This window comes from Campylobacter sp. Cr9, assembly GCF_020138295.1.
Lineage (GTDB): Bacteria > Campylobacterota > Campylobacteria > Campylobacterales > Campylobacteraceae > Campylobacter_E.
Map to the genome: position 1 here is coordinate 56,590 of NZ_JACGBH010000003.1, position 26,044 is coordinate 82,633.

Annotated in this window: 19 protein-coding genes and 1 pseudogene; 5 read left to right on the forward strand and 15 right to left on the reverse strand. The window is 28.5% G+C overall.

Annotated elements, in window-relative coordinates:
- Positions 1–7: 7 nt before the first annotated feature.
- Entirely contained in the window at positions 8–1,306 is a 1,299-nt protein-coding gene (locus AVANS14531_RS02475) for a GntT/GntP/DsdX family permease (RefSeq protein ID WP_336611205.1), read from the reverse strand.
- 367 nt (positions 1,307–1,673) lie between these two features.
- On the opposite strand from AVANS14531_RS02475, the gene AVANS14531_RS02480 reads away from it, so the two are divergent.
- Together AVANS14531_RS02480 and AVANS14531_RS02485 are read left to right on the forward strand one after the other, a co-directional pair.
- Positions 1,674–2,030 carry a RidA family protein gene (locus AVANS14531_RS02480; RefSeq protein WP_336611206.1) on the forward strand — a complete coding sequence of 119 codons (357 nt, stop codon included), beginning with the start codon at positions 1,674–1,676 and terminating at the stop codon, positions 2,028–2,030.
- A gap of 113 nt (positions 2,031–2,143) precedes the next feature.
- Positions 2,144–3,133, forward strand: a complete 990-nt coding sequence (locus tag AVANS14531_RS02485; RefSeq protein ID WP_239818105.1) for a GMP reductase — start codon at positions 2,144–2,146, stop codon at positions 3,131–3,133.
- 63 nt (positions 3,134–3,196) lie between these two features.
- On the opposite strand, the gene AVANS14531_RS02490 is transcribed toward AVANS14531_RS02485, so the two are convergent.
- The 6 genes from AVANS14531_RS02490 to AVANS14531_RS02515 all read right to left on the reverse strand — a co-directional run bounded on the left by AVANS14531_RS02490 (position 3,197) and on the right by AVANS14531_RS02515 (position 11,909).
- Positions 3,197–4,072 carry a hypothetical protein gene (locus AVANS14531_RS02490; protein WP_336611207.1) on the reverse strand — a complete coding sequence of 292 codons (876 nt, stop codon included), beginning with the start codon at positions 4,070–4,072 and terminating at the stop codon, positions 3,197–3,199.
- 164 nt (positions 4,073–4,236) lie between these two features.
- Entirely contained in the window at positions 4,237–4,932 is a 696-nt protein-coding gene (locus AVANS14531_RS02495; RefSeq protein WP_336611208.1) for an ABC transporter ATP-binding protein, read from the reverse strand.
- The gene (locus tag AVANS14531_RS02500) at positions 4,932–5,684 is read right to left on the reverse strand and encodes an ABC transporter ATP-binding protein (protein ID WP_336611209.1); all 753 of its coding nucleotides are present in this window, start codon (positions 5,682–5,684) and stop codon (positions 4,932–4,934) included. The genes AVANS14531_RS02495 and AVANS14531_RS02500 overlap by 1 nt, the downstream gene beginning before the upstream one ends.
- A complete protein-coding gene (locus AVANS14531_RS02505) occupies positions 5,681–6,700 on the reverse strand; it encodes a branched-chain amino acid ABC transporter permease (RefSeq protein WP_336611210.1) in 1,020 nt (339 codons plus the stop codon). The genes AVANS14531_RS02500 and AVANS14531_RS02505 overlap by 4 nt, the downstream gene beginning before the upstream one ends.
- Positions 6,700–7,596 (reverse strand): branched-chain amino acid ABC transporter permease, encoded by an 897-nt coding sequence (locus AVANS14531_RS02510; protein ID WP_239818100.1) that lies wholly within the window; start codon positions 7,594–7,596, stop codon positions 6,700–6,702. The genes AVANS14531_RS02505 and AVANS14531_RS02510 overlap by 1 nt, the downstream gene beginning before the upstream one ends.
- 245 nt (positions 7,597–7,841) lie before the next feature.
- The gene (locus AVANS14531_RS02515; protein WP_336611211.1) at positions 7,842–11,909 is read right to left on the reverse strand and encodes a hypothetical protein; all 4,068 of its coding nucleotides are present in this window, start codon (positions 11,907–11,909) and stop codon (positions 7,842–7,844) included.
- Between the two features lie 88 nt (positions 11,910–11,997).
- Here AVANS14531_RS02515 and AVANS14531_RS02520 point away from each other — a divergent pair, with 88 nt between their 5' ends.
- The 3 genes from AVANS14531_RS02520 (at position 11,998) to AVANS14531_RS02530 (ending at position 17,917) form a co-directional block, all read left to right on the forward strand.
- Complete coding sequence (locus tag AVANS14531_RS02520; RefSeq protein ID WP_336611212.1) at positions 11,998–12,744, forward strand: DUF5718 family protein; 747 nt, start codon at positions 11,998–12,000, stop codon at positions 12,742–12,744.
- Between the two features lie 191 nt (positions 12,745–12,935).
- Positions 12,936–16,241 carry a hypothetical protein gene (locus AVANS14531_RS02525; RefSeq protein ID WP_336611213.1) on the forward strand — a complete coding sequence of 1,102 codons (3,306 nt, stop codon included), beginning with the start codon at positions 12,936–12,938 and terminating at the stop codon, positions 16,239–16,241.
- Between the two features lie 62 nt (positions 16,242–16,303).
- Positions 16,304–17,917, forward strand: coding sequence for a SulP family inorganic anion transporter (locus AVANS14531_RS02530; RefSeq protein WP_336611214.1), 1,614 nt, complete (start codon positions 16,304–16,306; stop codon positions 17,915–17,917).
- 988 nt (positions 17,918–18,905) lie between these two features.
- Here AVANS14531_RS02530 and AVANS14531_RS02535 read toward each other — a convergent pair.
- The 8 genes and pseudogenes from AVANS14531_RS02535 to fabG form a co-directional block, all read right to left on the reverse strand.
- Positions 18,906–19,058 carry a hypothetical protein gene (locus tag AVANS14531_RS02535; RefSeq protein ID WP_336611215.1) on the reverse strand — a complete coding sequence of 51 codons (153 nt, stop codon included), beginning with the start codon at positions 19,056–19,058 and terminating at the stop codon, positions 18,906–18,908.
- 414 nt (positions 19,059–19,472) lie between these two features.
- Positions 19,473–20,018 (reverse strand): methyl-accepting chemotaxis protein, encoded by a 546-nt coding sequence (locus tag AVANS14531_RS09205; RefSeq protein ID WP_442862389.1) that lies wholly within the window; start codon positions 20,016–20,018, stop codon positions 19,473–19,475.
- Between the two features lie 357 nt (positions 20,019–20,375).
- Positions 20,376–21,155, reverse strand: a pseudogene (locus tag AVANS14531_RS09210) (cache domain-containing protein); the annotation flags it as partial.
- Between the two features lie 711 nt (positions 21,156–21,866).
- Positions 21,867–22,760, reverse strand: a complete 894-nt coding sequence (gene hemH / locus AVANS14531_RS02545) for a ferrochelatase (RefSeq protein ID WP_336611217.1) — start codon at positions 22,758–22,760, stop codon at positions 21,867–21,869.
- A 43-nt stretch (positions 22,761–22,803) separates the two neighbouring features.
- Positions 22,804–23,739: an acetyl-CoA carboxylase carboxyltransferase subunit alpha gene (locus AVANS14531_RS02550; protein ID WP_239818092.1), complete on the reverse strand. Its 936-nt coding sequence runs from the start codon at positions 23,737–23,739 to the stop codon at positions 22,804–22,806.
- 5 nt (positions 23,740–23,744) lie between these two features.
- Positions 23,745–24,998 carry a beta-ketoacyl-ACP synthase II gene (locus AVANS14531_RS02555; protein WP_239818091.1) on the reverse strand — a complete coding sequence of 418 codons (1,254 nt, stop codon included), beginning with the start codon at positions 24,996–24,998 and terminating at the stop codon, positions 23,745–23,747.
- Positions 24,999–25,007: 9 nt separating this feature from the next.
- A complete protein-coding gene (gene acpP / locus AVANS14531_RS02560; RefSeq protein ID WP_239818090.1) occupies positions 25,008–25,241 on the reverse strand; it encodes an acyl carrier protein in 234 nt (77 codons plus the stop codon).
- 55 nt (positions 25,242–25,296) lie between these two features.
- Positions 25,297–26,040 (reverse strand): 3-oxoacyl-ACP reductase FabG, encoded by a 744-nt coding sequence (gene fabG, locus AVANS14531_RS02565; RefSeq protein WP_239818089.1) that lies wholly within the window; start codon positions 26,038–26,040, stop codon positions 25,297–25,299.
- Between the last annotated feature and the right edge of the window lie 4 nt (positions 26,041–26,044).

Sequence of the window (26,044 nt, forward strand, 5' to 3'; positions counted from 1 at the left end):
TAACTCCTTATAAAATTATTGATAAAACATAGCTTAAAACTAAGCCACAAATACTTGCTACTAAAGTTGCACTTGTAAAGTATTTAAACATAGCTTTTACGCTCATTCCTAAGCTTTCTTTTACTAGCCAAAATAAGCTATCTGTTACAATAGTACAACCTATCGCACCACTTCCTATTGCAAGGCATAAAACTTCTTTGCTAACATTACTATCCATTTGTAGAACAATTCCTGCTGCACTAATCATAGCAACCGTTGCACTTCCAACACTAGCATGTAAAATAATAGCAATTAACCATGCTAAAAATACAGGATTTAAGCTTAAACTTCCTAAAACTTGTTTTAATGCTTCGCCAATTCCTGATGCGATTAATATCTCATTAAACGCCCCGCCTGCACCGATGATTAATAAAATTGAAGCAATTTGAGTAAATGAATCTCCACTAAAATCCATTAGATTTTGCATAGAATAACCTTGTTTTAAACCTAAAGTATAATAAGCTACAAATACGCTTATTAATAATGCAACAATAGGATTTCCGATGAATGCAAATACTGCATTATCCTTAAATACTAAAGTCTTAAGTAACATTAAAACTAAAGGTAAAAGAATAGTAAAATATGTAATTGCTGTGCTTGGCATAGATTTTGGAGTTATTACTTCTTCATTAAGTGCTACGCTCTCATCATCTTTTGAAAAATCAAAAAACTTTAAGAAAATTACGCCACCAATGAAAGCGCAAATCATACCAACAACAATACTCATCCAAATAACTTGACCTATATCAGCACCTAAAGTAGCAACAATGCTAGTAGCTGCTGGGTGTGGTGGAACCATACAATGAACTGCCATAAGTGAAGTTGCTAATGCTATACCTATTTTTATTCTACTAACACCTATTTCTTTAGCAACAACTAAAACTAAAGGAACTAATAAAACAAATCCAACTTCAACAAACACAGGAATACCTGCAATAAATCCAACCAACATCATAACAACATCGGCTCTTTTTTTGCCAAGTAGATTTAGTAATGATAAAGCTATTTTTTGAGCTCCACCACTAACTTCTAGCATTTTTCCTAAAATACTTCCACAACCAATAATTACTGCTAAAAATCCTAGCGTGCCACCTACTCCATTTTCTATAATAGAGCCGATTTTTGTTAAATCCACACCTGTAACAAGTGCAACAAAAATGCTTGCTAAGCTTAAAGATAAAAATGCGTGAATTTTAAGCTTTGCAATACAAAACACAACAAGAACAATAGAAGCTATTAATACTGAAATTAAAGCAAAATTGCTCATCTTTTCTCCTTTTTTAAAATAATTTAAAATATTTTATATTTAACATCTTTAATTTTTTCTTAAAATAATAAAATTTTTGATTTTTTTTAATAAAATTTTTGAAAAATTGAGAAAAATTGATATTTTTTAAAAAAAAATTATTATTTTTATAAAAATTAAAGAATTATTATTAAATATTTAGATTGTAGTTAAAATGTTAAAATATTATTGTTTTATTTTAATTTTTAATATTATTTTATTAATTTTTGTAATTATTAAGAAAATTTTATTAAAAATGATAAATAATAATTATTTTTTATAGTTTTAATAATTTTAAATAATTTTTTGTTACTATTTTGCAAAATTTTTTTTAAAAAAGGAGAAAAAAATGAATTATCCAAAGGCGATAGGTCCTTATAGTGTATGTGGAGTATCAAACGATTTAGTATTTGTAAGCGGTCAATTACCAATAGACCCAGCGACAGGAGATTTCGCAAAAGGTGATATTAAAGAACTTACAAGACAAAGTCTAAGAAACATTAAAGCTATCTTAAACGAGCAAGGTTTAGATATGAATAATGTTATTAAAACCACAGTTTTACTAGCTGATATAAATGACTTTGCAGCAGTTAATGAAGCTTATGCTGAGTTTTTTAAAGAGCCTTTCCCAGCTAGAAGTGCATTTGCCGTAGCAGCTTTACCAAAGGGTTCAAAAATAGAAATAGAAGCGATAGCTAAAAAATAATTTTCCGGTGAAATTCCGGATTTAAATTCCATAAAATATTTTAACTTTTAAAATCAAGTTTTTATTAATTATTTATAAGCTACAATCAAGTCTTTAATTTTAAGGAGTGTAATATGCTAAACAATTTATTAGTTTTTGATTACGAAGACGTGCAGTTAATCCCTGCAAAATGTATAATCAACTCAAGAAGCGAATGCGATACTAGCGTAAAGCTTGGAAATAGAACATTTAAACTACCAGTAGTTCCAGCAAATATGCAAACAATCATTGATGAAGAATTAGCAATTTCATTTGCTAGAAGTGATTATTTTTATATTATGCATAGATTTGAGCCTGAAAAAAGGTTAGATTTTGTAAGAAAAATGCAAGAAATGGGGCTTTTTGCATCAATTTCTGTTGGAATTACTCAAAAAGAATATGAATTTATAGATGAATTAAAAGCTAATGAGCTTTATCCTGAATATATTACTATTGATATTGCTCACGGACATAGCGATAATGTAATTAAGATGATTAAATACATTAAAGCAAACTTAAAAACAAGTTTCGTAATAGCAGGAAATGTTGGAACGCCTGAAGCTGTAAGAGATTTAGAAAACGCTGGAGCTGATGCAACTAAGGTTGGTATTGGACCTGGTAAAGTATGTATTACTAAACTTAAAACCGGTTTTGGAACAGGCGGTTGGCAATTAGCAGCTCTACGCTGGTGTGCTAAAAGTGCTAAAAAGCCGATAATTGCAGATGGTGGTATAAGAAATCACGGAGATATCGCAAAATCAATTCGCTTTGGAGCTACTTTTGTAATGATAGGCTCACTATTTAGCGGACACGAGCAAAGCCCTGGAAAAACTATTGAAATTGATGGCAAAAAGATGAAAGAGTATTATGGCTCAGCAAGTGAGTTTCAAAAAGGTGAGCGTAAAAACGTAGAAGGTAAAAAAATGTATGTTCCATTTAGAGGAAATATCTTTGATACCTTAAATGAAATGAGAGAAGATTTACAAAGCTCGATTTCTTATGCAGGTGGTAAAGAGCTTCGTGATATTAGAAAAGTTGATTATGTAGTGGTTAAAAACTCAATCTTTAATGGAGATACTATCTAATTAATAAATTTTCCTAATTTAGCGATAAATTAGGAAAACTAATATCCTAATTCAAATTCCAAGCTAATAATTATATTTTTTACAATAAAGAGCAATAATCACATAAATACAAGATATAAAATATAAAAATAAAAAGCTAAAAAAAGCTATTGCATTAACAATATCATAAAACAATCCAATCCTATCAAGGGTAATAAAACTAATATAATAAGTTAGAATTGAAATAACAAAAACAAATCTAAAAAATCTCTTATTTAGCTTAGAAAAATCATTAAAAATATAAAAAATCTCACAATACAAAAACGGAGTAAAAAGCACAAACATAAAAAATAAAAGCGAAGTTGTGATAGAAAGAATCAAAATATATTCTCTTGCAATAAAAGTTATTAAAATAAGCAAAATCGCAAAAAGATTAAAAAATATAAAAAACATAGGTTTGCTTTTAGCATTAAAATCAAAAATAAATGCGTTTGCAAATGAGCTTGAAGCTTTTATTTCGCTTATATTTTTATCCTTAAAACATGATAAAATTAGCATAAAAATTATATTTAAAACAAAAGTTGAAATAAAAAACAAAACAAAGCTACAAATATCAAAAATAATAAATCCAAAAATCACAAAAAACCTTAAATATTTATTAGCAATAACAGTGTTTAATCGTTGAATATTAGTTATTGTTAAAAACAAATTAATCACAAAGGCTAAATATAAATACAAATAAGGATAAATATCATTAGCAAGGTTAAAAAACGGGTCATTATTAAATGTAAAAATAGTGTATTTAGCTAAAATAAAGCGAATAAAAACTCCAAAACATTTTAAAACGAAAAATGACAAAATACATAAAATTATAATATTCATACTTGATAGAATATGGGTTGTAGAACTTATTTTTGATTTTAAATCCATATTAAGTGCAGTTATAACGCTATCTTTCATTTTAATTCCTAATTCAAATTCTTTTAAAATTTCTTAGTAATTTTGATAAAAATATTTTAATACACTAATTTAGTCTTAAAAAATTTTGCTAAGCCTAATTCCTATTTCAAATTCTTTGAAAAAATCGTGGAATTTGAAACAGGAATTTGATTTTTAAAAAAGCTTTAAATACCTAAGTATTTTTTGCGAATTTCATTATTTTCTGCTAGTTCTTCGCCCTTGCCTTCAAGAACGATTTTTCCATGCTCTAACACATAAGCTCTATCGCTTATTTTTAAAGCTTGTTTAGCGTTTTGTTCTACTAATAAAATAGTAATTCCTTCGTTTTTTAAAACCTTAATTATCTCAAAAACTTCTCCAACTATCTTAGGTGCAAGTCCTAAGCTTGGCTCATCTAGCATAAGTAGTTTTGGCTCTCCCATTAAAGCCCTTGAGATTGCTAGCATTTGGGCTTCTCCGCCGCTTAGATTTCTTGCTAGAGTGTTGTTTTTTTGCTTTAGGCGTGGAAATAATCTATACATTTGCTCTTTTAAATGCTCGTAATTATCCGCATTATAAAATGCACCCATTTTAAGATTATCTTCTATGCTAAGATTTGCAAAGATTTTTCTTCCTTCAGGAACTAAACTTATGCCTTTTTGAACTAGAGTGTGGGTTTTATGTCGCTCTATTTCATAGCCTAAGAAATTGATTTCTCCACTTCTTTTTGGAATGTTTAAAATCGCATTTAAAGTGCTTGTTTTACCTGCTCCATTGCTTCCTACTATGCTTACAATTTCGCCTGAATTAATATGAAAACTTATATCATCAACAGCTTTAATAAGTCCGTAATGAACGCTTAAATTTTTTACCCTTAGCATTAAAAATCTCCTAAATAAGCTTTTATAACTTCACTATCTTGCACAGCATCACTTGGCTTTCCTAAAAAAATACTCTTGCCATAATCAAGCACCAAAACTCTATCACACAAGCTATTTACAAACTTCATATCATGCTCAATTAATACTATGCTAAGCTCTTGCTTTAGCTTACAAATAATCTCTGCAAGCTCAATGCTCTCAGTCCCATTCATTCCAGCAGCAGGCTCATCTAATAATAATAATTTTGGCTTTAAAGCTAGTGCTCTTGCAATCTCAAGCTTTCTTTGCTCTCCATAGCTTAATTCTGTTGATTTTGCATTTGCTAGATGAGAGATTTTAAGCTCATCTAAAATGTGATATGCTTCTTCTTTTACTCTTTTTTCTTCTTTTTTGTATCTTGCAAAATGTAAAAAAGCTTCAAAAATATTATAATTTATACTTTGATTTAAGCCTATTAATACATTTTCTAAAACACTCATAGAAGCAAATAATCTAATGTTTTGAAAAGTTCTAGCAACCCCTAATCTAGTAATTTGTAATTGATTTAATTTAGTAATGTCTTTACCATCAAAAATAATTTCTCCAGCACTTGGCTTATAAGCTCCTGAAATTATATTAAATAATGTGGTTTTTCCAGCTCCATTTGGTCCAATAAGCCCAAAAACTTCGCCTTTTTTTACGCTTAAATTAGCATTATTTATAGCTTTTACTCCACCGAAATTCTTATCTATATTTTTAAGCTCTAAAATCATTTTTTAAACCTTTTAAAAATAATATCGCTTAGCTCTTTATCGCCAAAAATACCACGCCTTGCAAATAGCATTACAAGAATTAATGCGATAGAAAATACAAGCATTCTAAGACCTGGCAAGCCTTGTGTTTGATATCCAAATATATTCATAGGCTCATCTAAAAATCTTAGCCATTCACTTCCACCTATTACTAAAATAGCTCCGATAATTGCACCCGTTGTGCTACCTAAACCACCTAAAACAATTATTATTAATAATTGAAATGTGAATAAAAAGTCAAATTGCTCAGGTGTAACGCTAGTAATATAACAAGCTAAAAGTCCACCTGCAATTCCTTCTAAAAATGCACTCGTGCCAAAAGCTAAAGTCTTTATTCTAAAAGTATTAATACCCATAGCAAAAGCTGCGTCTTCATCATCTCTTACTGCTTTCATAGCTCTTCCGTATTTTGAATAAATTATATTTAAAATCAAAATAATGCTAATTATGGTAATGCTTCCAACAATATATAAGAAATTATCAGGTTTTGGGATTTCGTTTAAGCCTTGAACTCCGTTTGTAAATGCTGCAAAATTAAGTGCAATAAGCTTTATGATTATTCCAAATCCTAAAGTTACAATAGCTAAATAATCTCCCCTTACACGAAACACTGCAAAGCTAAGAATTAACGATAAAGCTAAAGCACTAAAACCACCTGCTAAAAGTGCTATTATAAAATTATCACTATGAAAAGCCAAAATAAATGGATGTGGGTCTAGTAAGCTAAATTGATCTTCTTTAGCTTCAACATCTAATAACAATAAAGCACTAACATAAGCACCAACAGCAACGAAACCATTTGGCTCTAGGCTAAATTGTCCTGTTACTCCGTTTATTAGATTGTAAGATGCTGCTAAGATTATAAAAATACAAATATTTATAAAGGTTCTTAAAGCATAATCGCTTAAAAAATATTCAGCTAGAAAAATACTAGCAATTGATAAAATGATTAAAGCAATAGAAAATACCTTTTGCATTAAAATCTACTCCTTTCATAATCTTGCCCCATAATTCCTGTTGGTTTAAACAATAAAACAAAAACTAAGAATATAAACGCAAAACCATCTTTAAAACCTGCTAAATCAGGAACAAAAGCTACTATTAAAACTTCACAAAATCCAATAATAAGCCCTCCAAGAACAGCTCCGCCAACGCTTCCAATACCGCCTAAAACAGCAGCACCAAAAGCTTTAAGACCTATTAAAACGCCCATATTTGGATCAATTTGTGGATATTTGCAAGCCCAAAAAATACCGCCTATACAAGCTAGCATTGAACCTAGAGCAAAAACAAAGGCAATGATTTTATTTGCATCAATTCCCATTAAACCAACGGTTGAAATATCAAAAGCTAAAGCACGAATTGCTATACCATATTTGCTTTTATATAAAATCGTTAAAACACAAATTAAAATTATTATTGTTAAAATCGGAATTAAAATATCTAATAAACTAAGTCTAATCCCATATAAACTAATAGGATTTACTAAAATACTAGGTGCATTAAATGGCTGTGGAGTGCTTGTAAATAATACATTTATTAAGTTTTCTAAGAAAAACGAAACACCTATTGCTGTGATTAATAAAGAAATCCTAGGAGAGTTTCTAAGTGGCTTGTAAGCAATCTTATCTATGCTAATTCCTAAAGCAATGCAAAGCAATACCGCAAAGCCAAATGCAGGAACAAATGGAAAAGTAAAAAGATTAAGAGCGAACAAACAAGCGTAAGCTCCAACCATCATAATATCTCCATGAGCAAAATTTATAAGCCTTAAAACACCATAAACCATAGTATAGCCAATAGCAATTAGCGCATACATTGAGCCTAATGAAAAGCCATTGAAAATCTGTTGAATAAGCAATGATGAACTCATTAAATAACCTTTTTTGAAAATAAAAAGAAATATTAATGAATAAAGCTTAATTTAATAATAATTTTTAAGATTAATTATGAAAATGTTTTGATTTGTAACAAAAGCATTATGAAATTAAAATCCAAATTCCTATTTCAAATTCTTTGAAAAAATCGTGGAATTTGAAATAGGAATTTGATTTTTTGTTTTGTTGAATAGTTAAATTATGAAATAGGAATATATTTTCCTATTTCATTGTTTTTAGATTATTTATTCGCAAATTCAATACTAAATGATGAACCACTTAAATCGCTTGTATTTGAAATATTTACTATTTCTTTTACATATTGTTTATTAGAATGGCTAGGATTTAATGTAACTTCTAAATCTCCTTTTTTATTAGCAAAACTAGAACCATAATCTCCTATAAATTTTAGCTCATCTATAATGTCTTTTGCACTCTTTTTATAAGTTGGAGTTTCTGGAGTAAATTTAACTTTTGAAGCTTTTTTGTTTAGATAAAATAATTCTAAATCGCTTGATTTTAAAGTAATTGTATTAGAATTTTGAATCTTACTATCTTTATAGGTTACTCCTGTATAAATAAAAGAATAATCGTCATTAGGATTAAACTTAGTTTTGCCAACTTCTCCTATGCTTGAACTTCTTAATAAAGAAAACTCTGCAACATCTGGCTTAGTAACCAAACTATTATCAAGAGTTTTATTATCTAAAGTCTTTTTATATCTTGAATAAGCTAATTCTAAATCTACTGAAATCTTATCAGGTTTTGCTCCGTATTTTTCAATAACGCCATTTATATTTGTAGTTCTTGTTTCGTTGTATAGCTCTTCTAATTTTTTATCAAATTCTTGATTTAACTTATCTTTACTTAAAATAACTTTAGTAACTTTAATATTCTTTTTAGCAACATTTACTAAATAACTACTATCAGTATAAACCTCATCAATATTTACTAAATATCTATTTTTAGCAGCGTCATCTTCATTATCAAAATTTAAATCATATTCTAGCTCTAAATTATCATTAAATTTATGATATACATAAAGTAAGCTTGCTGGATTATTTATACCTTGATTGTTTAAAACAAAAGGTATTTTTAAGCTATTTTGATCGCCTATTTCACTTTTGAAGAATACTTTTGTATTTGTATAAGCATTATTTATTATTGCATCTTTTAACACATAATCTCTTGTGCTAGAGAAATTTAATGTGATAGGATTTTCACTAGTAATTAAGCAACCTATTTTACCATCTGAACCTATTGCGTTATTTGCTGAGCCACTATTGCAAAAACCACCTAAGCTATCATCTTTTGTAAATGCACCTTCATACATTTGTAATTTTGCTTCAGTTGATAAAGGAAAATTAACATATATATCATTAATAATATAAGAATTATCGCCTTTCTTATTTATAGCTTGTGGATTAGTGCTAGAAATAGCGCTACGATTTTTGTTATTTAAATCAAAAATATATTTATTAAGCTTACTATTTTCTACAATTAAATCTGTTTTAGTAATTGCGAAATTTTCATTTGTATTAATGTCTTTTTTAGAGCTATCTTTTAAACTCACATTAAACTCGGTTAATTTACCACCGCTTAAAGCATTTTCTCCTGCTACGAAATTAGTCTTTGTTGAATACTCAATAAACGCTGGTCTTATACTAAATTTATTAGTGCAACCACTAGCTTTTCTTGGCAAATCTACAAGAGCTTTTGAGTCTTTATTATTTGCATTTTTATTTATTTCTTCTTGTATTTGTCTTTTACTATAAATGTTATAGCAAACTTCATATTTACCAACTTCTAAATTATCAATCTTTAAAACTCCATTATAAAACGGATATGAATTAATATTATTAGTCGGTTTAAAAATAGGATTTGTTAATAAGTCTTTATTTTCATTACTAACATTAACAATATTTGTTCCTAATTCATAAAAAGATATACTTTTACCTTTTACTAAATTACCATTATTATCTTTAACTTCAAAAGTAATAAAATTATCAAAATTATCTAACTTAAGCTTAGAATTATTATAAATACCCAAATACACTGGATTTGCTGCTATTCTTGTATTTGCTGAACTTGGATCATATCCTGTATTACTATCATTCATTTTAGGTAATTTTTTAGCATCACTCTTATCCCAAATAGAACCCCAGCCTAAAGCACTATCATCAAATTTTATATCACTAATAATTGCATAAAATTTACCTGCTTTTTTAGCTTTAACAATAGTGCTTGAATCTAATTCAAAAAATGGTCTATTATCATCATATTTTCCATTATTTATAGTTACTTCTAATAAAATAGAATCTTTATTTTGATAACCGATTATGTTTAATAAATTTTCATCTACCCTAAATGCCATATAATTAGTAGTATAAGTCCCTGTTTTTTCAGGTTCTTCGCCAACTATTTTATAATGTCCGTCGGTTTTTTCTAATTTATAAATTTTATATTTGAAATTTTCAAATTTAAAACTCATATTTTCACAACCTTTTTTATCTTCTACATTACACTCTTGTTTGTTTGCATAACTTAATCTATTAGGGTCTAATTTTTCACTATCATTCATAAATATTAGCTGAGCATTATTATTTACATCAAATGTAAGTGAGCTTACTTTATCAAACTCATTTATATCTTTTAAATGCGAAGGTAGGTTTTCAACTTTATATTTTAATGATTGTAATTGTTCATCAATTAAGCTCATTTTTGAATCATTCGCATCAGGATAAAAAATTAAATTATATTTAGCTTCTAATCTACCATCTTTTGTATTGCCATATCTGTTTTCATCAGCTCCTCTAAAGCTTGTAGGTCTTGTGTGTAATGAAAAAATACTGGTTTCACTTCCAGGTTTATCGCTTTTATAAATATTTTTTCTATCAATAGAATAATTAGCTATCGCATATTTTCCATCACTAGCTAAATAGTTTTGTAAAAATCTATCGTGATCTCCCCATAAAAACTTATGAGCTGTAATTGCTGGAAATGCAGTAAATGTGTTATCGCTATTCTTTCTATCATAATATTGAAGATTTGTAAAATAACACTTGCCTATACCTTGGCTTGTAAATAAATCCTTGTTAAAATAAGTTCCATTCTCTAAATTATTATTATTAAAAAATAAAAAATCAGATGATTTGCCTAAATCTCTTGTTCCATAAGTAGAAATATTCTTAACAGTCATTTCTTCTATTGCTTGCCTACAAGTCTCATTTCTTCCAATAACTCTATCAAGATTAAAATTTCTAGCTTTTCCTATACGCAATTGGTCTATTTTTGGCTGCCCACCTGTTGCATTTGCATAAGAGCGATAGTATAAAACTCTTTTATCATCAGTAATAATTCCTGCATATAAAGGCCCGCTACTAGCATAAACAACATCTACACCTTCTGAATCCAAATAATCAACCGGTCTAATAGTGCAACCATAATTTTCTAAATCATAATAAAATCTAACATATCTTTCTATTGAATGAAGTTGATTCCAATCGCTTATCCCACAACCATCTGGCTTACCATTTACAAACCCTGTTCCTTTATAAGATTTAATAGCATTACACCCTGTATATCTACTAGCATCACATCCTAAAGGTCTTGAGCTAGTTAAATTTGTAAGCCAACCTTCATAAATTGAAGTTAATTTCCAATGTTGCCTTTCTATATCTGTTTTACTTATATAATCATGACGCATTTTTCCGTTTAAAAGACCTACATAATTATTTACAAATCTTCCAAAATCTCCATTATGACCTGAGAAATTGTTTGTTAAATAAAAACTAAAAGGACTTTTTGAAGAAGCTAATGCTATAAGTCTTCCGGTAGTGCTAGCTTTTAAATTTTTATATGATTCTTGATATTCACCATCTTTATATTTATAAACACTTGTATTGTAGTTTAAATTAACACTATTTCTAAAATTATAAACATTACCATTGTTAAAAATATCTTTTTCAAATTCATTTGCACTTGGGATTTTGCTTGTTCCTAAATCACTATTAGAACTTTCCATACACCATATATTATCTCTAAATCTTACAGGATCTATTCTATAACTTGATTTATTATCTCCATATATTTGACTTAATTCAGCACAATCAGCAAATCCAATAGCATCACTACCGCCTCTATTGTGAAGACATCCTAATAAGGCATTCCATCTTCCATAATAATTTGCATCTTCTTTAGCTTGACCTAAATTTCCAAAATACAATCCATATGTTTCTACGCTAGTTTTATTTTCACTTGCATACAATATATTAATTGTAAGAAGGGATAAAATTATTCCTTTTTTCATTAACTCTCCTTAAAAAATTCTGTAATTTTACATTAATCTAATCAATTAATGTAAAATGATAAAAATATTTCATCTTAAAGGAAGATTAATGTTAAAAGAATGTTTATGTCTAGGCGTAGTTGGTAATGTACCAAACCATTTAAATCAAGCTAATGAAGCAAAAGATTTTTGTGAATTAAATACAAGTGATTTTGCACCAAAAGGAGTTTTTCCTTTTTATTCAAAGGATAGTAAAAAGGAATTTTTAAGAAGATTTTGTATTAGCGAAAATGAACTTATTTTAGATGGAGATTTTGTTCAAATAGAACCTGAATTATGTGTTATTTTTAAAGCTAGTTATAAAGATAATGAATTAAGCTCTTTAAAACCACAATATTTTGCAGCCTTTAATGATGCAAGCAAAAGAGTAAATGAAGAAAAAATTTCTTTAAAGAAAAACTTCTCAAATGCAAGCAAAGGTATAGGAAATTTAATTGCTTTAAATAATCTTGAAGAATTAAATGAATACAAAATACATTGCTATTTAAAAAGAAATAATGAATTAATAAAATACGCAAATGAAGATTATATAAAAAACTATTTTTATTACTCAGATACTCTAATCTCTTGGCTTATAAACACTATAAATAATCAAACCGATATCGCAACACTTGAAAATATTAAACCATTAATTGCAAATAAACCTGAAAATATATTAATTTGCTTAGGTGCTTTATCTTACACTCCTTTTGGAGAAAAACACTATTTAAAATCAGGTGATGAAATTTATGTAAGCGTTACAAATAAAGATGATATATTTAATTCAGGCTCAACCCTAAAACAAATCGTAAGATAATTATTTCTTACGATTTTTAATATAAAAATACAAAATACGCAGTAATTTCTCTAAAACTATCTTTAAAATATCAAATAATTGCTATTAGCTTGTAATATAGCAAAATAAAAGATAAACATAATTTTTTAATAATTTAAATTACATAGTTTTAACAAAATCAAAAGTTAATGATAAAAAAAGGAGGATTTGTTATGCTAAAGCATTCAATTTGTGCTGTTTTGTGTATAGGATATGTCTATGCAGAAGCACCACATACTTTCGCACAAAGTGCAGCAGTTAAAGCATTTTTCGCTTATCAAGAAAAATCAGGACAATGCAATAATGGTTATAAAGAAGAAGGAGATTTTTGCTTAAAGCCAATTTATCGTGCAGGTAGTGGTAAATATAATAGTTGCACCATGAGTGAAGTTACCTATGGCACTGCAAGACAAGAAAAGTTAAACAATCCATTTTGCAGCAATACATTCTATAAACCAATAAAAAATCAAAACGAAAAAACTACGGTAAATGGAAGTGAATTAGTTTTTGGAAATGTTATTAAAAATAATGAGGGTATTTCTATTTTAAATGATGAAAATATTTATTTTGAAATGCACTTACTAAAAGATAATACGCAATTAATTCCTAATGTAAGCAAACCTAGCACTTGGTCAGCTAGAATGAATAAATTTGGTATTCACGGAAACATCATTAATTATGCTTATGATACTTTTAAGCCAGTTGCATACAATCATGATGGATTTAGCTATGCAGGAGATAGTGATAATCGTGGTTTAGGAAAACATTATTATGTATGGGGTTGGAGAGAAGCAAATAGATTAAGATTTAACCTAGTAGATAATTGGAAAAATTTCGTAAATATAAAAGCTTATGTAAAAAATGGAGAATTTAATTATTCAACAAGTCCAAAATTACATAAGGTAAATAATGAAAGTGATTTAAAAAATGACTTTAATTATGGTTTTACTTATTTAAATGAAGATATAGTAAAAAAATATAAAAACAAAAATAGAAACCTACTTGATACTGTAAAACACGCACCTGAGCTTATCACAAATACTAGAGAAGATTACAATATAGATAACTCAACTGCTACCTTTGCGATTAAAACCGTTAAGAATTGTAAGCAAGATATTTTATATGAAATTGATGTAAAAAGAATACAAATCAATGGAACTCAAACTTTCACAATCTATGATGTATATCAAGGAGAAGATGCTAGTATTTGTAAAAACGATCCTAAATGGTATGATTATTTTAAAAATAACAAAACCTGCACAGGCGATACAAACTGGGACAAAGTATCAGCACCAACAACCCCTGAGTCAAAAACAAAAGATTATACTCATAAACCAAGTCTTCCTTTTAAATTCTTTGCAATTCAAAAAGGAAATCCTAATGGAGTTGATTGTTTAGAAAATCAAAAAGCTGATATAACAAGTGCATTTATTTCTAAAGAAAATAGTTTTATCAATGATAAAATAACTTTTGAAGAACCAAAAAATGCTAATACAATTTATGCTTATATGAATAATGAAGATGTGTATTTAAAGCTTGATTTTAATAAAATATCAGGAAATGCTTATAAGTCTAAAAAAGATCCTTTTGTAGCAATTAATAATGCTTTAATTTCTTTAGATATAGGAAATAGAAATGATTTTTCATACTATATTCAATATAATTGCGATAATTTTAACGATAGCAATTGTAGATATAAAAAAATGACTAAACAAACATCATTAAGCCAGATAAATAACGGCTATTTAACTTACAAAGATTTATGCACCGAGCTAAAGAACAAAGGGCTTTCAACTTGCGACCCAAACGAAACTAGTAGGCAAAATGAAGTATTTTTTAAGTTTAATAACGCTCTTATTAATTTTGATAAAATAAACGCAGCTTCTAAAGATAAATCAAGAAGAGAATTTAAACTTAGATTTTATTCTTCACAAGGCAGCATAAATAACATAGGAACTGAATTAACTCATAGACCTATTATAGTAAGACCTGAATATTTTGAAAGCTATCAAAAAGCTTGCGATGTATTCTCTACTAATAATTGCGATTTTAATATACATGTAACAACTGATGAATTATTAGATAATTCTTCTTTATATATAAGTGAGTATAAATTTAAGGTTGATTATGGACATGGATATAGTTTTGATTTGCCATTAGATGATAGAAAGGTAAGCTTTTCAAATCCATTGATATTGAAAAATGGTGATAATATCACAAGAGCTCAAGCGATAATTCCTTTTGATACAGGTAATATTGGCTATATTATTTTTAAAGATGAGCATATAAAACACTTAGTAGAAAGCAAAGGCTATAAAGCAAGTGATATTTGTAGAGATACTACCTACCTTAGCAAAAACGAAGCAAACAAAAGAGTAGCAGGTATGATAGCTTGTCAAACTCCTATGAAAGATGAAATCAAAGTTATTCCAACAGGCGTAAATACTAAAATAATATTAAAAGATAATATTGACAAAGACGGAAGACAATCAGCAGTAATTACAAGCAATAAAACTAGCTCTGATTTTGCTTATAGTTTGTATCCTAAGTTAAACTCAAGTGCTAATAATCATCAAGTAGCAAAATATTATGATAATGATTTAAGTATTGAAATAAATCCTACTTTTGATGATGCAAGTATTGATATGAATGATTTTAATACTACGCTAAATACGCCTAGTTATAATAGAATAAGCAATGCAAACATTGTAAAAGATACAAATAAAATTATTGTAAATATCAATAAAAACGAGCTAAATTCTGCATTTAAGATTGTTTTAGATAGATCTAAAAACTATTTAGATGCAAATTCTAATGCAACTACTAAGGATTTAATCAGTAAAGAAGCTATAAGAAATTATGAAAAATTAAATATCGTTGGAGTTAATAACAATAAGCTAACTTATTCAAGCATAAGTCAAGCTAGCAAAAATAGCAAAATTGCTGAGAGTGAAGAAAATATGTATGAAATACCTATTAAATTAACTTACACTAAATTAAATCCTATGTTTACTCTAAAAGAAATTGAAATAAAATCAAACAATAAGAGTGTAGCTAATCTAGGAACTTCTAGCCTAGGATATGATAAAAAAGGAATTAACTTTGTATATGCAAATCCTATTTTTAAAGATATTAAAGTAGAAGGCTCAAGCAGCGCAATACTTACAAAAGAACATGTAAGATTACATTATTTAAACAAAGGCAATAATTATGATGAGTTTAATTATGTAAATACTATGGATTTTTCAAGTAAAAATTGTCATATTAAACCATGCTATGTAGAAGGAAGTAGCAAAACAATTCCTGGCTTAGATGCTAATAATTTAATAAGCGATTATAATTTCTTAATTCAAAATCAAGCAGATGGAACTGTAAAAGTATCTTTAGACAAAAACATTCAGTATGTAAAAGATACTATTAGATGTATAGGCGGAGAATATAATTGCAATAGCACTTTTACTATTGAGTTTGTAAAATAAGGAGCTAAAAGCTCTTTATTTTGCTACAATATTTATTAATTACACAAGTTCAAGGACTTCCTATGAATAGCTATTTTAGTGATTTAAAGCAAGAGTTTTTAGGCTATAACAAAACAAAATTTTTTCAAGATTTAATGGCAGGCGCAACCGTTGCAGCAGTTGCCTTGCCACTCGCACTAGCTTTTGGGGTTAGTAGTGGAGCAAGTGCTGCATCAGGACTAATTACTGCTATTATTGCTGGATTTGTTATATCGTTATTTGGTGGTGCGTTTTATCAAATCTCAGGGCCAACAGGAGCAATGGCTGCGATTTTAATTAGCATATCAACTCAATATGGACTAAACGGAGTGTTTATTGCTACTATGATTGCAGGAATGTTTTTAATAATTGCAGGTTTATTTCACTTTGGGCGTGTGATTGCATTTATTCCTATGCCTGTTATTACGGGTTTTACTTCAGGAATTGCTGTTGTTATTGCCTTGGGTCAAATTGATAATTTTTTGGGCGTTAAATCAAGTGGCACAACAACATTAGAAAGAGTTATAAACTATTTTAATAGCGATTTTAGTCCTAATATAATTTCAATTTGCTTGTGTATTTTTGTGGTTTTATTTATGATATTTTATCCTAAAAAATATCAAAAATACGCCCCTGCATCATTAATTGCAATAATTTTAGCAACAATTATAAGCGTTATTTTTTCGCTTGATATAGAGCGTATAGGAAGTATTCCTACAAATATATTTTTAGAAAATAGATTTAGCTTTAGTGATTTTGATATTTTGCATATTAAAGGACTTATAACTCCTGCAATTAGTATTGCTTTGCTTGGTATGATTGAAAGCTTATTGTGTGGTGCAAGTGGTGGTAGAATGGTTGGAATTAGGCTTAAATGCGATAGAGAATTAATAGCTCAAGGTTTAGGCAATTTAATAGTGCCTTTTTGCGGTGGCGTTCCTGCAACTGCTGCAATAGCTAGAACAAGTGTGGCTATTAAATCGGGTGCAGTTACAAGGCTTACAGGTATGTTTCATGCAATAATTCTACTAATTTCTATGCTAGTTTTAGCTCCTATTATGAGTAAAATTCCGCTAAGTGCATTAGCTGGTGTTTTGTTTATCACTGCTTTTAGAATGAATGAGTGGCATACTATTAGGTATTTTTTTAAAAAAAGATTTACAAGTGCTTTAATGCAATTTTTTGTAACTATGTTTGCTACGATTGTATTTGATTTAACAATAGCGATTTTAATAGGTGTGATTTTATCATTAATGCTTTTAGTAGTGCAGATTTCAAACCTTAGAATTAGATATGATTATTTTGATAGCGAGAAATTCACCGATTTAAACTCGCCATTTCCTAAGCGTATAAAACAAGCTGAAGTAATTTATATAATGGGTGCAATAATCTTTGCAAATACAGAAAAGATTTTAGAGCTTACAAGTAGATTAAACTATAAAACGGCTATTATTTTTTCAATGCGTGGAACATCTTATATGGATATTTCAGGAGCTAGCGCGTTCTTAGAAGTTATACAAACAATTCAAAAAAGAAAAATCCCAGTATTCATAGCAGGGGTTTCGCCTGATGTTAAAGAGATTATGAAAAGAAGCGGAATTGTTGATGCAGTAGGCGAAGAGAACTTCTACTGGAGCGTTGAGATGACTATTAAATAAAATTAGGACTTAGGTTCTAATTTTATTAAAGAATTTGAAATAGGAATTAAAACAATATTGAGAGCTTATAAAACAAAAAAATCTAACTAAACTTGTATTATTTTTAAATGATTAGTTTTAAATAAGTCTTACGAGTGCTTTAGCTACAAGCTAAATTTCCTATTTCAAATTCTTTTTGTTTTCTAGCTCTAGTAATTATGTTTGAAATAACTTATTTAAAATTTCAAAGAATTTGAAATAGGAATTAAAACAATATTGAGAGCTTATAAAAACTAAAAGTTCTAATTAAATTTATATAATTTAAATTAAAAGCAATTTCCAAACTTCTTAAGAATAATCCAACAGGTATAAAAATAAATTTTAAAGCAAATTCCTATTTCAAATTCTTTTATTTTTAATACTTTTATATTTCTTCTTTTCTAGCTATTGTAAAGTTTGTTCCAAACCTATAATAATCAATAATTTTTGCTTAAACTTTTAAAGAATTTGAATTAGGAATTTGAAAATATTTTTAAATTCTACACTAATTAAAAGTTTAATTTTAGTTTCATAATAATTTTTGTTTTACAAACAACCTAAGTAAAATTCAAACTAAAATTACATTTAGCTTTAAATACCTAAATTAAAAAACTAATTAAAACTTCACCTCTCATTATTTTTAAATTGATTAGCTTTAAAGTATTCTTACGAATGCTTTAGCTACAAGCTAAATTCCTATTTCAAATTCTTTTATTTTTAATACTTTTATATTTATTCTTTTATAACTCTTGTATAGTTTATTCCTAGTATATAATGATTATCAATAATTTTATTCAAAATTTCAAAGAATTTAAATTAAGAATTTAAAAACAATATTTAGAGCTTATAAAACAAAAAACTAAGCAAATACACTCGCATTATTGTTTAAAAATTAATCATTTTGATTAGTTTTAAATAGTCTTATTAGTGCTAAAAATAAAGTTAAAAGCTAATTCCTATTTCAAATTCTTTAAAAGTTTAAACAAAAACTATTGATAATCATTATAAGCTCGGAATAAACCACTCCAACCACTCCAACCACTCCAACCACTCCAACCACTCCAACCACTCCAACCACTCCAACCACTCCAACCACTCCAACCACTCCAACCACTCCAACCACTCCAACCTAGCCTTAAGTAAGAAAGTGTTAGAGTTAAAAATCATAAATATAAAAGCATTAAAAGCCTATGTTTAATTATTAAAAATAAAAAAATTATGAAATTAGAATTTGATTTTTAATTTATGTAAGGTCTAAATATTGTTTTAAATTCCTAATTCAAATTCTTTTATTTTTAAGCTTTAAACTCTTGCTTGGAGTGGTTTAAATAACCTATTTATATTGCTTAGAGTTTTTTGGGTTTGGAAGATTTAGTAGAGTTTGGTTGGGTTGTTCCTAGAATATAATAATTATCAATAATTTTGCTTAAATTTTTAAAGAATTTAAAATAGGAATTTCAAACTCAATTTATTTTGGGTTTTAAAGAAATAAAAAAAGAATTTGAATTAGTAAATTCCTAATTCAAATTCCAAGATTTTAAGCCTTAAATTCATTAAGCTTTTTATTTAGCTTTTCGGTCATATCACTTAAATGTGTTGCAGCACCTGAAATCTCTTCAACACTTCTTAAGTTCTCGTTAGCTGATTGATTTATCAAATCAACGCTTGAAATAATTTTGTTTATCTCTTCTGTGCCATCTATATAATTTTGCACTATTAATTCACTATCAGAAATAACACTTCTCATAACATCACTCATATCATTCATTTTATCTTGCGAAGTTCTTGCTATTTCTGTTAAGCCTTGCATTTGCTTAGAATTGTTATTCATTTGTTCGCTTGCATCTTTTATCTCTTGAACTATAACGCTTATTGTTGCATTTATCTCACTTAAACTTCTTTGCGTTCTTTCAGCAAGATTTCTAACCTCATCAGCAACTACGGCAAATCCACGCCCATGCTCACCTGCACGAGCTGCTTCAATCGCTGCATTTAAAGCTAAAAGATTTGTTTGGTCTGCAATATCGTTTATGATTTCTAAAATACTTTTTACATTATCAGCTTCTTTGCTTAGATTATTCATTCTATGAGCAAGTTCATCTTCAACCGATGAAGATAAATCAATGCTTTTTCCAAGCTCTTCAATATTCTTTCTCATATCTTCAATTAAGCTTGTAGCATTTGTTAGCTCACTTTTGCCTCTATTTGCTTGCTCTATGCCTTGCTCTAATTGTTTTTTAAAGCTTTCTCCTTTTTTAACAACGCCCATTACAACTTCTGAGCCCTCTTCTGCTCTTTTGCCTGTTTGCATACTTGTAAAGCCTAATTCGTTTGAAATTGATGCGTTTTCGTTTGAGATTTCTTTTGCTTGAATTATTAATTCTCTAACTTTATCTATAAATAGATTTATAGCCTTACTAGCTTGTGCTATTTCATCATTGCCTTTTTCTTCTAGCTTTTTGGTTAAATCGCCATCACCTACGCTTAATTCTTTTGATTTATCGGTAAGTAATTTTAATGGTAAGCTTACATATTTATAGATTACAAAAGTAATAATAGTTAATATTATGATAGATAAAATCACGCTAAAACCTATGGTTTTCATACTTGTATTAGAAATGATTTCATCCATTGCTCTATCTATTTCTTTAATATCTTCTTCAGCTTGGTCTAAATCAACAACACTAACATAAATAAAATCTATATGCGGATCTTTTTTAGAATAAGTTACGATGTGCCTTATTTTATTACTTACTTCATCTTTAAATGCAAATTGAGTAAATCCACCGTTTTTTGCATTATTTATGATTTCTTGTAAATAATACTTGCCATCAACATCTTTATCATAAAAATAATTTTTGCCTACTTTTTCCTTATGATAATGTGATATAAAATCGCCTTTTGAGTTTGTGATTAGAAAATTAACTGTCTTGTTTTGTAAGTCAATATTTGATAAAAATATCTTCATACTTCTTTCGTATTCATTAATATCATAGCCATCTTTTGCAAAATCTGTATAAATTTCGCTTGACATAGATATGGTAAGACTTACAGCAGAAATAGCAGTTTTTTTCGCATCTTCTAGTGATATTTTATTTAAACTTTCGTTTGAAAAGGTATTGATTTTTTCCATTGAATTTAAGTTCAAAACAATAATGCTAGAACATAAAAGCACTAAGCCAACTAAAACAGATAAAATAATTCTTGTAGTAATCTTCATTTTCCCTCCGAGATAATACCCCCCCCCATTGAACTAGTATTATTGAAGCAAGAGAGTTAAAATAAAGTTCAATACTAACTAAATAAACTTTAATAAGTCTTAATTATTAATTAAAATAATTTTTAAAAAATTTAAAATATATAATATTTTTATAATTAAAATCTCTAAAATTATTAATATATAGCTAAATTAGGATTTTGATATGTAGTATTAAAAAAATTAAATTGATAAAGAATTTGAATTCGGAAATTAAAATATTTTATGACTTGAAACTTTTGTATTATGAATTATTTTAAATTACTTTTATGGGTTTTTATTACTTGATTTTATAATGTTTGTAGACTTTGCTTGTGTAGAAAATAGGTATTTATTATCATCAAGCATAAAGATTAAAAACATTTATGTTTCTTATAAGAGTTAAATATTTTATGTATTTATAATCATTATCATTACTACAAGTAACCCAAGTAACCCAAGTAACCCAAGTAACCCAAGTAACCCAAGTAACCCAAGTAACCCAAGTAACCCAAGTAACCCAAGTAACCCAAGTAACCCAAGTAACCCAAGTAACCCAAGTAACCCAAGTAACCCAAGTAACCCAAGTAACCCAAGTGAGTAAAGTAAGTAAAGTGAGCCCAAAGAGCCGAAAGTAACTTCAGTAATTTAAATTGCTAAAACACAATAGCAAATAAAATAGCTAAATTATTTGCCTTAAAAACTTCTAACTTTATTTAAAATATATTCGGCAAATTCATCACTATCATTAGGGCATTTGCATACAGCATATTCGCCCTTATATTGATGTCTATATTCTATATCAAGCTCAAGCACGGTTTCAGAGCAATCAATACAAAACGATAAAGGAAATATCAAAACACTTTTATTATCTAGCGTGTTTAATTCATCGCTTAAAGCAGGTTCAAGCCATTTTACAGGGCCTAATTTTGATTGATATGCAAGTCTAATTTCTTCAAATTTATCTTTAAAATGATTTTTTAAAATCTCAAAGTGAGCCTTAATATGCTCTTCATATAAATCGCCATTTTTAATAGTCTTTATAGGTAAAGAATGTGCTGAAATTATCAAAATATCTGCTTGTTTTTGCTTATTAATTTCATTTATTAAAATATCATTATAAGCTTTATCTTCATAAAAATACTCAACTTCTTTTACCTTATTTTTTAGTTTAAAATGTTTATAAAAATCTTGCAAAGAAGAAGTTGTAGTGGTTATAGAATGATGTGGGTATAAAGGAAATAATATAATATCATCATCTTCTTTAAAATCATATTTTGCTAAAACTTCACTTGCAAAAGGAGGAACATAAGTAGAAATAAAATCAAATTTAAATTCGTTTTGCATTGTGTTTAATTTATCACAAAGAGATTTTTGGATTTGAGTAAGCGGACTTTTTTCGCCGATTTTTTTATAATTTTCTTTCATTTGCTTTATACGAGATTTTCTTATCATAAAAGCAACAAAACTTCTAAGTAATTTTGATTTGATACCTAAAATATTTGGGTCGTTAAACATATTTTTTAAAAATACATCACACTCACTAAGCTGATTTACTCCACCCATATTAAGCAAAAATACATATTTCATTATTAATTCCTAATTTTATTCAAGCTAATTTGCTTGAATAAAATCATTTATCTTCGCTATAAGAACCTAGCTTTAAGATTTTTTGCATTCTTTTTGCAACTAACTCATCTACATTTAATAGCTTTAGCTCTTCAATTTTTTCTAAGATATAGTTTTGAATATTATTTGCTGTTTGTTCTTTATTTCTATGAGCAATTCCTTCTTCAATAATATCATCAATCAAGCCTTGCTCTAATAAATCATCTGCACTAATTTTCATAGCTTTTGTTGCAGCTTCACTTTTGCTTGGGTCATTCCATAAAATAGCTGCGCAACCTTCAGGAGAAATTACTGAAAATACTGAGTTTTTAAGCATTGCAAGTTTATCAGCAACACCTAAAGCTAAAGCTCCGCCACTTCCACCTTCTCCTATAACTATTGAAATTATTATAGTTTTTAATGCACTTAATTCATAAAGATTTGTAGCAATTGCTTCGCTTTGTCCTCTTTCTTCAGCACCTACACCAGGATATGCACCTGGAGTATCTACTAAAAATACGATAGGAATTCTAAATTTCTCAGCCATTCTAGCAAATCTTAAAACCTTACGATATCCTTCAGGATGTGGCATACCAAAGTTTCTGTGAAGTTTATACTTAGTTCCACGACCTTTTTGCTCTCCGATAAGCATTACTTTTTGCTCTCCGATATATCCTGCATAACAAACTATCGCAGGATCATCTCTAAAAGCTCTATCTCCATGCAATTCATGAGCATTTTTTAATAAAATTCTAACATAATCAAGAGAATAAGGGCGATCTGGATGTCTAGCTAATTGTAATTTCTGAAAATCACTTAAATTCTTATAAGTTTTAGTTAATTCCTTTTCTAAATTCTTTTTAAGAATTTTAACTGCCTCTATATCGCCTTTTATATTAGCATTTACTATATCTTCATCAAGTTGCTGAATGTTTTTTTCAAAATCTAAATAAGCTGCCATTTTTATTAATCCAATTTTCTAAAAATTACCGATGCATTTGTTCCACCAAAACCAAATGAGTTGCTCATTGCAGTTTTAATCTCACATTTTCTAGCTACATTTGGAACATAGTCTAAATCGCAATCAGGGTCAGGATTTTTGTAATTAATTGTTGGAGGAATTATTCCATCTCTCATAGCCATTAGACAAATTACTGCTTCAATTGCACCAGCTGCACCTAAACAATGTCCTGTTTGTCCTTTGGTTGAACTTACTAAAGGCATATCATCTTTAAATAGTTCTTTCATAGCTGCTGTTTCATTTTTATCATTTGCAGGAGTTGAAGTTCCGTGAGCGTTGATATAATCAATTTTAATTTTATCTTTTCCGCACTCAAAACCTTTTGCCATACACAATGCTTTTTTCATAGCTCTTAATGGACCATCTAATGCTGGTGAAGTTATATGATTTGCGTCTGCACTCTCACCAAATCCTATAAGCTCAGCGTAAATTGTAGCACCTCTTTTGATAGCATCTTCATACTCTTCTAAAACTAAAGCAGCTGCGCCTTCTCCCATAACAAAGCCATCTCTACTAGCATCAAATGGACTACTTGCACTCTCTGGTGTATCATTTTTAGTTGATAATGCTTTCATAGAAGCAAAACCACCAATTCCAACTGGACAAATAGCTGATTCTGCACCAATTACTAGCATTTTTTTAGCTTGGTTGCAAACGATTGTCTTATAAGCCTCTCCTAAAGCATGAGTTCCTGCAGCACATGCAGTTACACAAGATAAATTAGGACCTTTTAATTTATACTCAATAGACGCCATTCCCCCTAGCATATTCACTAGAGCTGAAGGTATGAAAAAAGGCGAAATTCTGCTTGCGCCCTTTTGCAAACATACATTAGAATTCTTCTCAATATTAGGTAATCCACCAATACCTGCAGCACTAACTACTCCAAATTCATCTAAGTCAATATCATTTATAACGCCATCAACCATATTAAATTTAGCATCATTTATAGCTTCTTTTGCTGCGTGCAGACCTAATTGTATAAATCTATCAGCTTTTTTTACATCTTTTGCATTTAAAACTGTTAAAGGATCAAATCCTTTTACTTCTGCGGCAATTTTTACACTAGAATCGCTAGTATCAAAAAGAGTAATTTCTCCAACACCGCTTTTTCCATCACAAATCGCCTTAAACGAACTTTCTTTATCAAGCCCAAGGGCATTTATCATACCAATGCCAGTTACAACTACTCTTCTCAATTTAAATCCTTATTGTTTTTTTGCTTCAATATATTTTACGATATCATCAACTGTTGCGATTTTTTGACCATCTTCATCAGGAATTGAAATATCAAATTTCTCTTCTAAAGCCATAATTAATTCAACTACGTCAAGTGAATCAGCACCTAAATCTTCAATAATTTTTGCATCAGGTGTAATGCTAGCTTCATCAGCTCCTAACTCTTCTACGATAACTTTTTTAACATCTTCAAAAATAGACATTGTTTTCTCCTAAAATAAAATTAAACAAGTATTCTTACAAAAAAGTGTAAATAAATTACACATACATTCCGCCATTAACCTTTAAAATCTCGCCTGTTATATAGCTTGAATAATCACTTAATAAAAACGCTACTGCATTTGCAACTTCGCTAGGTTTTCCAAATCTTGCAAGTGGAATTGCCTTATAATAAGTTTGTTTTATTTCATCACTTAATACATCGGTCATATCGCTTTCAATAAAGCCTGGAGTAATTGCGTTAAAGCGAATATTTCTACTAGCACATTCTTTTGCATAAGATTTTGTCATAGCAATAACGCCACCTTTACTAGCTGAGTAATTTACTTGACCTGCATTACCCATTTCGCCAACAACTGAGCTAATATTTACAACCGAACCAAAGCGTTTTTTACTCATTACTTTAAACGCTTCTTTACAACCTATAAAAGTTGAGTTTAAATTAGCTTTAATAACATCGTTAAAGTCTTCTTCACTCATTCTTAATACTAATTTATCTTTAGTAATTCCTGCATTATTTACTAAATAGCTTAATTCTCCATCACAATCAACAATTGTTTTTATAGCATCGCTAAATGCAGCATCATCACTTGCATCAAAACAAATAATCGCAGCCTTACCGCCGTTTTGTTCAATTTCCGATTTTAAATTCTCTGCAAGTTCTGGTTTTGAGCGATAGTTAATCCATACTTTTAGACCAAAACCAGCTAAAACTCTAGCAATTTCAGCACCAATTCCTTTTGATGCACCTGTAATTAATACGTTTTTTCCACTAAATTGCATATTT